The sequence below is a fragment of the Neorhodopirellula pilleata genome, from assembly GCF_007859915.1.
In the GTDB taxonomy this organism is placed as follows: domain Bacteria; phylum Planctomycetota; class Planctomycetia; order Pirellulales; family Pirellulaceae; genus Rhodopirellula; species Rhodopirellula pilleata.
Genome location: NZ_SJPM01000006.1, coordinates 120,933 through 134,400, shown reverse-complemented (window position 1 = coordinate 134,400; position 13,468 = coordinate 120,933). Strand labels below are relative to the sequence as shown.

3 protein-coding genes are annotated in these 13,468 nt (G+C 56.4%); 2 read left to right on the top strand and 1 reads right to left on the bottom strand.

Translation table 11 applies throughout. From position 1 onward, the window contains the following. Positions 1-59: 59 nt before the first annotated feature. Positions 60-3,905 carry a DUF11 domain-containing protein gene (locus Pla100_RS15385; RefSeq protein ID WP_231603091.1) on the bottom strand — a complete coding sequence of 1,282 codons (3,846 nt, stop codon included), beginning with the start codon at positions 3,903-3,905 and terminating at the stop codon, positions 60-62. A gap of 589 nt (positions 3,906-4,494) precedes the next feature. Between Pla100_RS15385 and Pla100_RS15380 the strand changes: the two genes are divergently transcribed. Continuing rightward, a complete protein-coding gene (locus tag Pla100_RS15380; protein WP_146578594.1) occupies positions 4,495-6,180 on the top strand; it encodes a Planctomycete extracellular domain protein in 1,686 nt (561 codons plus the stop codon). A 168-nt stretch (positions 6,181-6,348) separates the two neighbouring features. Beyond that, positions 6,349-13,437: a Calx-beta domain-containing protein gene (locus Pla100_RS15375; protein ID WP_146578593.1), complete on the top strand. Its 7,089-nt coding sequence runs from the start codon at positions 6,349-6,351 to the stop codon at positions 13,435-13,437. Positions 13,438-13,468 lie beyond the last annotated feature (31 nt).

Genomic DNA, 13,468 nt, shown 5'->3' with positions numbered 1-13,468 from the left:
GTGGTTGTTGCGGGGGTGGAGTGTCGAGATAGAACGCCCCCGGCGTCAAGACGAATTTCTCAACCGAAGATCTGCTTCAAAGCCGCGTCGACCAGCTCCACGGACGACCGACTCGATGCGGGGGTCACGAACTCCACGTTCAACGGACCAAAATCCCCCAGCCCGATCTCACGCTGCGGCGTCGGACCGACCGGAAAGGTGCACGTTCCCGTGACCGTGTCGGCTCCATTTGGGCAGCGAGCGTTGACGTCCGCAGTCGGATCGAAACGTTCCGACACGCCCTTGACGATGACGGGTTGGGGCAACAACAAGTCGTCGAGCAGGTTGAAATCGAGCACGTCGACGGTTCCGTCATGACTGACATCACTATCGAATGTCGATCCGCCGGCTAGATGGACCGGAAAACGCAAGCCGGTATCCGTCACCAATTCAATCCGCTCGTCGGCACCAAAGGTGTGAAAACTCAATCGATCTTCCGGATTCAGCCAGTCGGGAAATTGCGATTCGACGCGATTGGTGCTCTCGTCTCGAATCGCCGGATCGTACAGCAGCAGGAATCGAGCTTTCCCACCGACGGGCACTTCGATCGGGAAAGTGATTGCACTGGACTCGACGAATGTATCGTCGTCGCTCAGGGATCGCATCTGAATCAACTCGCGACTGCGTTCGCTCAGTCTTGAATCATCTAGCGACTCGATCCGAATGACCGCGTCGGTCGGATTGGTCACCGTGATCGCTTGCCAAGGAACGAGCGAAGGCAACAGCAATGGATAATCGGGATCGGTGACAAACTTCGTGAACTGGTCCGCGGGCCGAACGAGGGTTGCAAACTCGAATCCTCCGAAGTTGGGCGTCTGCGCCTGACCGGATGCTCCCGAGACGATCTCGCCGGCCGACACATTAACCAAATGAGAACCGGATACCGGGAATGTCGAAAGAAAATTCACACCACTTTCAAAATCCGTTTCTCGTATCAAGTACTCCCCGGCGGTCAGACCGGTAAACACGTAGCGGCCATTGGAATCGCTGAGCGACTGCGGCTCCGTTTGAGGATCAAAGATGGTGTCGCGATTCAGATCAAGAAAAAACGAATAACCCGCACGCGGTTGCTCGTTGCTATCCCATTGGCCATCCAAATCAATGTCAGCCCAAGCGAATCCGATGATCGCGGCTTCGTCGCCGGACACGGTGATCTCACCCAAGTCGGGATTCAGATCAGGAATCGCATTGTCCGCCGGGGCCTGACGAAACACGCTCAGCGGTGTGATGAACTGGACCGTTTGCGTCGGGATGATCGTGACCGAATCGCTGTCGTTGGTGTCATCGGGATCCTCTTGATTGGCGGCAGCCGAAGCGGTGTTGACGAGCACCCGTCCGCCCGTGATTGCTTCGACGGTGGAAACGATCGTAAGTGTTTCAGTACTGCCACGACTAAGACCGAAACCTTCCCAGACCCCGGTTCCCGGATCATAGGTTCCCGCCGTCGTGACGATATCGGTAATCGTCAGTCCAGCTGGAACGACATCCGTCACCATCACGCCGGTCGCGTCGCTACGTGACGTCCCCGAATTGGTAACCATGATCGTGAACGTAATCGCTTCGCCGATCACCGGGTTGGCGTTGTCGACAGTTTTGTTGATCGACAAATCCGCCATCGGTGCCGGCGGCACTTCGGTCGTTGCTTCGGCTTGATCATTGTCGTCGTCGGTGACGGTATCCTCGACCGCAACCGTGTTCGTCAAGAATCTCGACACATCCCCAACATCCATATTGTTGATCGTCGCAGTGATGATGTATTGCAGCGGCGATTGTCCGATCGCGAGCGATTGGGCGGTCCATTGAATTCGGTTGTCCGGCAGAATGGCAAACCCAGGTGTCGTTCCTGATTCGACCAAAGTAACGCCTTCAGGCAACGTGTCGGTGACCGTAAAAGCGGTTGCGGTCGCGTTGGATTTGTCCGTATTGGTAACCGTGATCGTATACACGAGCGTTTCGTTCGGCGCGGCGACGGCCTGATCAACAGCTTTCGTCACCGCCAGATCGATTCGCACTGGAGTGACCCGGTCCACGTCTTTTTCGGCGGTATTATCGTCTGGATTTGGGTCAGGTTGCGCGGCGGTCACGGTCACCGAGTTGGTCATGACGACTACCTCACCGCCGACATCGGAATCATTGACGCGGACGGCTAACAGGAACGTCTCGGTTTCACCGACCGGCAATTCGTCGAGTTCCCACAAAATCCGTCCGTCCGCTTCAACCCGGTAACCTTCCGTTGTACCGGAGGGATCAAGCGTCACTTCGGGTGGCAACGTGTCCGCAACCGTGACCATCGTGCCATCGGTTTCCGACATCGTTTGGTTAGTCACCGTGATCGTGTAAACCAACGTGTCTCCCGGCGCGACCTCGTCGAAGTCGGCTGTTTTCGTTGCGGTCAAATCAACTTGCAACGGCGGCGGGTCGGCCAAATGAACGATGATCACGTCATCGACATACCACCCCTCGGGATCGACGAGGACGGGATCGCCGGAATCGTATTCGAACTCAACTCGGATCGTTTGCCCGGCGAATGCCGAAAGGTCGTGGGTTGCCGTTAACCAATCGCCTCGGGTTTCGGGAAGTGTCCCGTCCGCACGAGATAAAATCGTTGTGACGTTGGTCCCGTCATTGATCGAGACGGTCACGAAATCTCGGTTCAATTCCGGCCGTGTGTCGAGCAGGTAGCTAAAGCTCAAGATCGACGTGCCATCGGCCGGCAAGTCGACCTCGGGTGAAACAATCACACCCCGGTGGTGCCGATCGCGAATCGTATTGCCGCCGCCTTCGGGGCCTTCGAATAAACCGTAATAAAACGAACCACTGAGCGAATGGTTCAATTGGCCGTCCTCGCGACGCCCGAGCGACCGATGCCACATGCCGGCGACTTCGCCACCGGAATTGTCGATCTCAAACCCATCGGCATTGGCGTTAAAATCGGCGTGAAAGAGTTGTTCCACCTCGGTGGAATCTTGTCGGGTGACGAACGAAACGTCTCCACTGACACCACGCAGTGGCGGTTGGATCGATAAGAAATCCCGAGTAAGTGTTCCGGTGGAGGTCGGGTCGATCGTAAAGAAACGGCCCAGGTGAGACTCTGAGGCAAACAGCAATCCTGTGTCTGGTTGCACGGCCAATCCCGTCGTGAAACCAAACGGTGAAACGTCTACCACCGCGCGCGAATCCAAGACGCTACCATCTTGGACATTCAATCGATGCAACATCAACGGCGTGAATCCGTTTTGCTGAGAAACGGCGTAAAGGGTTCCATCGCCAGCCATGGCGATCGAAACCTGGCCCGATAATCCGGTGTCACCGATGTCCTCGGCAAGGCCCGTGTCGGGATCGATCCGAATCAACCGGGCCGTTTGTGGGGAACTCGGGTCCGCCGCCGTGATTCCGACCAAGTGTCGTTGATCCACATCATGAGTTAAGTCGGCAACGGAAACGGCTTGCCCGTTCAGTCGGACATCCGCTCGCACCACGACTGAGCCCGCGACTGAACTCTGAACGACCAATTCGGAAGGCCCCGTCGTGGTTCGGTTGGACGACAAACTCACCGTTCGGGCGACCCGTCCGTCCTTCAAACTGGCCATCCCGGTAACACCTTCGGTCGGACCGGACACTTCATCGCCGAAGATGGTTCCGGCGTCGCCCGCGGTCGATTGAATGAACGAAGTAGGTCGGATCGGCGAAACCTCGTTGTCTCGCAAATCAATTACCGAAACGGTGCCGTGATTGGCGAGACTCGACGATGGCGCGTCGATTCCAGCAAGCAACAAGTCACTCGCCATTAAACGGCGGGACTCGAGCGATTCAATTCGTAAAGGCGTATCTCGTTTCAAAATCCGAGCATTCTTATAAGGGTTCATTCGCATCGCGGCTGCGAATTCATTGAAACTGTCTCGCAACTCATCTTAAACACGGCCCAGATAAAAGTAGCCAATCGTTTTGAAAGTCAATTCAAATTCATCCTAACTTGCTATTCCGAAAAACCGGTCAGCCAAACTGGCGAAACTTTACCGCGACAACGTTACGGGCGAGTCTTTCGCCCGGGTTATTCGTGACGGCCTATTGGTTTAATCATTTAACGGCAAGCCGCAGGCGCCAGAGTTTGAAAACGCAGCCGCCTGCGGCTTGCCGTTAAACGAAAACGCCCAAACGTGCAATAAATCAATACGCCGTTACGCGTCGGGTTACGATGAGAGCAATCGCCCCCTAGTTCCCAATCGCAAAACAAAATGGGGGGAATGATGAGAATGGTTCAATTAAATGATTCAAGAGGGCCGGTTGCTAGCAATTTATCGATTATCCGGCCGCTTTGAAGAATCAACACTTGCTTATCCGAGGGGTCGTAAATAGAAATGGAGAGTCCCAACAATGGGGTGTCGCGTCGAGGGCTTGTCGTGACCGGATGCATCAGGACGGTCATACTCTCTCCACACTTCTCAGACGAAGCTCATGAAAATGTTCAGCAAGAATTCTCGAACCCCTCGGCATTCTAAGCGTGACGGCGGACGTCGCCGGATGCGTTTCGAATCGCTCGAAAACCGCCGCGTTCTGGCGGCTAACTTTGTGATGATTGATGTTGTCGGCGACGAAATCCGAATGTCCGGAGACACCAACGCCAACCATGTTGAAATTTTCCAAGATTCACGTCGTGGCTTTTCGCCTTCGGAAAGCTTTACCGTGCGTGCCAAACCCGGTTCGGAGACCATGTTCGTCGACGAAGACGGTGACGTGATCGGCGATAGCTTCGTCAGCCCGATCAACATCGCGATCCACAACATCATGATCGACTTCAAACAAGGTGGGGCCGATTCGGTCACCATCGTCGGGTTGAATGAGTCGGCGACTGCCAGCTCACAACTCGATGGCATGTTGCAAATCGAAACCAACGGAGAAGCCGTCGTTGATTTGGAGAATCTGGAAGTCGAAACGTTGCTCGTCAGCCACCAAGACGACGACGACATGGGCACTACCATGCTGTCCAACGTGGTCGTCAACGGCAAGGACTTCGCCGCCGATGGTGCACGCACGTTCTACTCCGCTCACATCGAATCCGGTGGTGGCGGAAGCATGATTACGATCGTTGATAGCGATCTCAAAGGCGGTTTGTCGATTAGCAACGACGGCTTGGTAGACTTCACCGATCCGGTCAATCCTGATCACGTTGCCAACGCGACCGGTGCTGCGGACATCATCAAAATCACCAACACCGACATCGGCGAATTGCTGGTGATGGCCCCCCGAAACGTGTTGGAAATCCATAACGGCGACGGCGAAAGCCGCACCACTCTCGAACGCGACAATGCGACCGATCCGAGTCGAATCCGTGGAGATGTGGAGATCGTCAACGGAGCCGGCTTCGATGAAGTGACCTTCTCGGCAATCAACATTTGGGGCAACTCCGATATCCAAAACGGCGACGGCAACGTCTTGCACGGATCAGCAATCATGATCCATAACGGCAGCGTGATCGGCTCCGATTTGCTTGCCGGTGGTCGTTTGAATGTCGTGAACGCCGACGGCGATGACCGTTTGACGATCGAAGAGTCCAGCTTGCCAAGCGGAATCATCGTCAACAACGGGAACGACCACGACACCAACACGATCATCATCGGCAAAGCCGGCGACGTGGCGTTGCCTGCCGAACGAACGATCATCGGCGGCAATACGCTCGCCCCGAGTGTCATTCAATTCGCCAACGGCGATGGAAACGAACGGATCAGCGTGATCAACACCGACCTGCGTGGACTAGTCGATATCGGTCTGAGCGGTGGCGATGACACCGTCAACATGATGGACGTGGTCGTCAACGGTGCCCTCAATATCGGTAATACCGATGCCATCCGTCCGGCGTTTGTTGACCAATTGTTCGCCGATTTAGGAATTGCTGGTGCCGATGATGGCGACCTGGGTGCGGGCGATGACCGCGTTACCTTGGAAGACGTGATCGTGACAGCAGGCACCTTCATCGACCTGGGCAACGATGAAGACCGCGTCGATCTGATCGATAACATCGACTTCGGACCACGTGCCCACATCGAAGGCGGTGGCGATTCGGGCGACACACTCGATCGTCGAAACCTGTCGTCGGTGATGACCAACGTGAAGTTGGAAGGGTTCACCGATCACCTCAATTGATCTCGTTGTCATAACGTGATCGGTCCGACGGAATTTTTTGCCAGTCGGTGCGTCTAAGTTTCAAAAAACTGGCCCGCCACCGACTTGTGACTAAACTCGAACGAGCACCAGCGGCGGCGGATCATTCCGCCGCCGTTTCTTTTCGGTCCTCCGCCTGAGTCCCCATTGATGGTCTTTTCTCGCCGCTTTCTGGCCCGTCGCCGTTCGAGCCCCCGCCGCGATGGACGCAAGCAATCCGGCGTCTCGCGAAAGCGAGCGGACTTGCAATTCCAGGCCCTCGAATCCCGCCAAATGCTCGATGGGTTCGGAGTGCGACTGGCGTTCTTTCCGACAACCGGTGGCTCCGAAGTGGACTCACTTCGCGCCGGCGAAAGCTACGTGATGCGGACATTCGTCCAAGACCAACGTCCCGCCGCAGGAGCCAACACTCCTTCGGGGATCCGTCAAGCAGTCTTTGACATCCCTTTCGATTCGTCGCTGTTGCAATTCACCGGTCCGATTACGCTGGGCAGTGAATTTCAAACCGTCCCCGGTCGGCCCAATAGCGGCGAAATCACCCCGGGACGTTTGGACAATCTCAATGGTCGCGATCGAGTCGAACCGACCGGTGCGGCTCGGGCCGAAGAAATCCTGTTCTTCGAAATCAACGTCACCGCGTTGGCCCCCGGTTCGGTCGACTTGGATGTCGTTAACGCCACCGAACCCAACCTCCGGGCCGAATACTATTTCCCGCTCGGTGAAGTCTCTGAGTTCGACGTCACCGGCGACCAAATTCAAATCGTCGGCAGTGGTGTCGTGTTGACCGGCGCTGGCAACCTTCAAGTCGCCGAGGGCGGCGCGGGGGCCACGTTCCAAGTAGCACTCAATCGGCAACCATCCCAACCGGTCAGTTTCAATATCACTCCGCAAACTTCCGGGCGAGTCTCGCTGTCGCGAACGTCGCTGTCGTTCACGCCTGCCAATTGGAATACGCCACAAACGGTGCAAATCACTGCGGTCGATGACCTAGTGGATCGTGGCATGACGACGGTCACGTTGGTGACATCGAATTTGCAAAGTTCCGATACCGCCTTCAACGGCGTGTCGGTCGACGACATCAACGTCACCGTGACCGACGATGACTTCGCAGGAATCACTTTCAACCCGTCATTCGGTTTCGTCACCAACGAAGACCTGGGCACCGCGACAACCCAAGTCACTCTTGATACCCAGCCCACCGCCAACGTGACGGTCAACTTCACGTCGACCGACATCACCGAAGGGATCGTTTCTCCGAATCAACTTATCTTCACCCCGAGCAACTGGAACCAACCGCGCACGTTGACGATTACCGGCGTGAACGACGACGACGTCGACGGCCAGCAAAGCTACGCGATCATCGGTTCGATCGTGACGACGGACACGCAGTACAACAACGTGGCCGTTCCGACACTGTCCATTCTCAATAACGATAATGACGTGATTGACTTCCTGGTCGAACCCAACGCCGGTTTGATCACCGGTGAATCGATCACCGCCGGCGGTAGCGATACGTTTAACGTACGTTTGCGATCTCGTCCGAATTCGAATGTTGTTTTTAATATCGCGACCTCGGACGCAACCGAAGGCACCCCGTCGGTTTCAACACTGACGTTCACGCCAAACAATTGGAATCAAACCCAAACCGTGACCGTCAACGGCGTCGATGATCAGATGGTCGATGGCCCGGTCGCCTACCAAATCACGGTCACGCCCAACTCGAGCAGCGATCCGGCTTACCGATCGCTTCCCGCCAAGTCGGTGATGGTCACCAACCAGGACGACGATGTAGCGAACCTGATTGTTTCGGCACCCAATCGTACTTTCACGACCGAAGGCGGTGGAACGGCGACCTTCACGACTCGCTTGCAAACGCCGCCGACAGGCACCGTCACTGTGAACGTCGTGTCGTCCGATACGACCGAAGGCACAATATCGCCGGCTCAACTGACTTTCACTTCGACCAATTGGAATCAGCCACAAACGATCACGGTGACCGGAGCCAATGATTCCACCATCGATGGTTCGGTTAACTATAACGTCAACCTGAATAGCGTTTCGAACAGCGATCCGGCGTACAACAATCTCTCCCGATCAATTTCGCTCAACAATCAAGACGACGACGTCCCTGGTCTCACGTTCACCGGGATCGACTCGCTGATCACCAACGAAAACGGAGGCACGGATTCGTTCACGATCGCTCTATCGGCGCAGCCGACCGCCAATGTGATCGTCCGTTTGGCGAGTAGCAACACGAACGAAGTCACCGTCGCTCCGACAAGCCTGACTTTCACGCCGGCGAACTGGAATAACGCTCAGACGGTCACTTTATCCGGTGTCAACGACAACACGATCGACGGCGATCAAACCGCGAACATCACGTTCGACTTTTCGACCAGTCCTGACAACGCCTACCGCGACTTTGTTCGGTCGCCATTGACCGTCACCAATCAAGGCGATCAAGCCCGTTTGCTCGTACAACCGCTGACCGGATTGATCACCAGCGAGGCACCCGGAAATGATCAATCCGACACGTTTAGCGTGCGGCTGACCCGGCAACCGACAACCAATGTTTTCGTAACAGTAGTTTCGTCGGATACCGGCGAAGGCACACCCGACACTGCGCAGTTAACGTTCACGCCGCAGAACTTCGATCAACCGCAAACGGTCACCGTAACGGGTGTCAACGACGATACGACCGACGGAAACCAGGCTTATCAAGTCACCCTGACGACGACCCAAGCGAGCGACGTCGCCTACCGTGGTTTGAATCCGACGACCGTGATGTTAACCAACCTCGACGACGACGTTCCGTCCTTGGTCGTCGGCGCGGCCAATCCAGGCAACACCACCGAAGCGGGCGGAACGAGTCAAATTGCGGTTCGCTTGCAAACCCAACCGATGGGGACCGTCCAAGTCACGGCGGTAAGCAACAACACCGGCGAAGGCATCGTCAGCGGAAGCCCGTTGACCTTCAACGCGACCAATTGGAACCAAAACCAATTCATCACGATCACCGGTGTGAACGACGAACGGGTCGATGGCAACGTTTCCTATCAAATCACTCTCACGCCGTCTTCAACGACCGACGCGGGCTACAACTCTCCGGCCTTGGCTCGAATGGTCTCGTTGACGAACACCAACGATGATGTCGCCGCATTGGAACTAACCGGCATCGCGGATCTTCGAACAGATGAATCTGGATCGACGGATAGTTTCTCCGTTCGATTGCAAAAACAACCGCTCGGTAACGTGACGATTGCATTGGCTAGTTCCAACACGAACGAAGTCACGGTCGGCCCGACGACGCTCAATTTTACGCCGGCGAATTGGAATCAAAACCAAACCGTCACGCTCACCGGCGTCGACGACGGCTTGGTCGTTGACGGGAACCGGACCGCGAATATCACTTTCAATCTTTCACAGAGTGCCGACGCGGGTTACGCGAACCTGTCGGTTGATCCTCTCGTCGTGACGAACGTTGACAATGATGTCCCTGCGGTCAACGTCGCCGCCGCCGATCCGATCGTGGTTTCGGAAACCGGCACAACGGGCACTTTCACGATCACCCTCGCGACTCCGCCGACTCAACCGGTGACGATCACCGCGATCTCGCAAGATACTTCCGAAGCATTGGTTTCACCCGCGACGGTGACTTTCACAGCCGCCAATTTCGACCAACCACAATCCTTCACCGTCACCGGCGTGGACGATCAACTTGTCGACGAAGATGTGTTGTCCAGCATCGTAATATCGGCGACCAGTGCGGACACCGCTTACAACGCAATCTCGATCGATCCGGTGCGAGTCCGCACACTCAATGATGACGTCGGCAACGTCCGCGTGATCGCCGCCGATGATTTAACGACGAGCGAATCGGGCACCGCGGTGACGTTCGAAGTTTCCCTTGCTAAACAACCAACCGAGAATGTTTCGGTCCCGATCTCCGTTAGCGACGCCACCGAACTTTCGATCGACGTGAACACACCGTTGGTCTTCACACCATCGAACTGGAACGTTCCGCAAACGATCACCGTCACGGGACTCGCCGATGCCCGTGTCGACGCCGATGTGGTTTCGCAAGTACAGCTCGGCCCCACGACGAGCACCGATGCGGATTTTAATAATCTCGATGTGGCTCCCGTTTCGGTGACCAACACCAACGTCGATACCGCCGCCATCGTTGTGACGGGGACGGACGTTGTCGAAGGCAACCCTGGCGGCACCTCGGTGTTGCAATTCACGATCCGCTTGAATGGTGCGGTCGAGTCAGGGCTATCACTAAATTACTCCGCAATCGCGGCGACATCGGGCGTGCCAGCGACGCCGGGTACCGATTTCAACCCGACCAGTGGAACCGCAACGTTCAATGGAGTCGACGGCGAAACGATGACGATCAGTGTGCCGATCGTCGCTGATGAGATTGTGGAATCGAACGAAGGCGTATCGCTTCGGGTTACCAACTTGGTCGCGAACGGAAACGGGGTCGAACTAACCGATGTGTCGCTTCCAAGCATCGACGCGACCGCCCGGATTCTCAACGACGACACCGCAACGATCACCCTGGCTGCCGGGGCAGCGGTCTTCGAAGGCGACACAAACGGCCAATCGTCCATCACCTCGACGGTGAGTTTGTCGGCCGCCGTTCAAGGTGGCGTGACGGTTGAGTTCGCAACGACTGACGACTCGGCAACGATTGCTGGCAACGACTATGTCGCTTCCAATGAAACGTTATCTTTGGGCGGGAACGATCCGCTCACGCGAACGATTTCGGTTTCCATCATCGGAGACGAAACGCCCGAACCGGACGAAAGTTTCAATCTCACGCTTAGCAATTTGATGGCAACCGACGACGTGATTCGAAATGCGATCACGATCGTTAACTCGCCCGCGCCGCTGACGATCCTTAACGACGACGCTCCCCGTTTGATCTTGCGAAATATCACGACGAACAACACCGAGGGTGACGCGGGTGGTTCGCGGACATTTCGGTTCGAAGTCGAATTGACGGACGCCGTCGACGATGCGGATGGCTTTTCCATCCCGATCACGACCGTCAATGGAACCGCAAATGCTGCCAGCGATTACACCGCAGTCAGTTCGATCTTGAACTTCTCGGGTGCGGCCGAGGAAACGCGAACGATCGACGTCGTCATTTCCGGTGATGACGTCGTGGAAAACGACGAAACATTCGTAGTTCGCTTGGGATCGATCACGGGCTTAGCCCAAGACCTTCAAGTCGTTGTGCCGACGCCGGAAATTTCGGCTACGATCGCAAATGATGACACGGCCTCGATCCGTTTGGTCGCATCCGAAACGACGGTCACCGAAGGAACCGCCGGGACCACTTCGACGATCACGTTTACCGCTACGCTAGAGGGAGACGTGGATTCGGGTTTCCAAATCGGATACGCGACAACCGACGGCACCGCGACGGTCGGGGACGCTGATTACATCGCGGCCAACGGTTCGCTCACGTTTACCGGCCAATCAGACGAGACACAAACATTCAGCGTCGTCGTCAACGGCGACTCCAGACTCGAGACGAATGAAACATTCGCGGTCGCATTGGGTGAGTTGACCGGACTGTCCACGACGATCGCCGGTTCGATCACACGCCCCGTCGCTCCGATCGACATCACGATCTTGGCGGACGACCGGGCGACGTTGTCGATTCAAGACGCGGCCGCCGTGAACGAAGGCGGTGCCAACGCATCCAACGAATTGGTGTTCGCGGTGAGTTTGTCAGCTCCCGTCGACAACGCGTTCAGCCTCGCATTCGCAACCAACGACACCGGCGCCAGCTCCTCGGCGACCGCCGGATCCGATTACGTCTCCACGTCCGGCCAATTAACCTTTGCCGCCAATTCCACGGCAACGCAAACCATCCGTGTGCCGGTGCTTGGCGATGCGATGGTGGAACCCAACGAGGTCGTCGGAATGACGCTGGGAGACTTAACCGGCTTACCAGCAGGCCTCGCCGATTTCATTGACATCGAACGATCCGTTGCGACCGGCGAGATCCAGAACGACGACTCAGCGACTCTTTCGATTCAAGGCCCGACGGGAGCGAGCGAACCTGGTGGTCCTGGATCGACGACTTCGTTGACCTACACGGTCAGCCTCTCCGCTCCGGTGCAGGGCGGTGTCAGCATTGCCTACACGACCAGCGATGGGACCGCCACAAGCGTTGCTTCGGCGCGTGATTACACGGCTGCATCAGGTGTCTTGACGTTCGACGAATCGGGAAGCTTACAACGAACGTTCACGGTCGATGTACGCGGTGATTCGAGCATCGAAAACGACGAGTCGTTCACGGTTCGATTGGGCGAACTATCCAACGTTTCCTCTGGCCTCGCGACATCGATCACGGTCGCCGACCAACCGATTACGACGACCATTGCGGACGATGATTCGATCACGGTATCGTTCGCCAACTCTGCGAGCACGGTGGCCGAGACCGACGGGACTCATGAAGTCAGTGTCGTGTTGACGACCACCGGCGGAGCGATCTTGGAGGAACCGTTGTCGGTCGATGTCATCGTTAGGTCATCGAGTTCTGCGGGTAGCGGTGACTTCACCATTTCAACGATGCGAGTGACTTTTCCCGCCGGAAGTTCCAACGGATCATCGCAAGTCGTTCGTATCGTGTTGAACGACGAAGGAACCGCCGAACCAACCGAGACGATTGTTCTTGGTTTGCAATCGGTCGGTAACAACAATGGCGTGAGCGTCGGCGGGACCGACCATACCGTCTCGGTGACCGACGACCCGCGTGATGCCACGATCTCTGGGTTTGTTTGGGCCGACACCGATGGCAGTCGTACCAAGGAAGCCCATGAAATGCCGATCGCCGGAATCACGATTCGCTTAACCGGAACGGATCGCAAAGGCGAAACGGTTTCTCGGCAAACGATCACCGATGCGACCGGTCGATACGAGTTCGACAACCTCGCTGCGGGAACCTATGCGGTCTCGCAAGACCAACCCGCCGCTTTCCACGATGGAATCGCAATCTCTCCGGCAACCTCTGCGGCAACGGTCGCCACGAACCGAATCTCGGGAATCGCTGTCGCCCCTTCGCAACAGCTCGACGGCCATCACTTCACCGAACGCGGTTACCGAGCCGCCTCAATTCCCGTGAACGCTTTCATGGCACGCAAATCATCCGTCAATACGACGACGGCATCTTCTTCGGGTAGCTCCAGCCCCCTCGACGACATCTTCGCGAATTGGTGATTCGTTCGTCGAGAGTGAAACCAACTGTCCG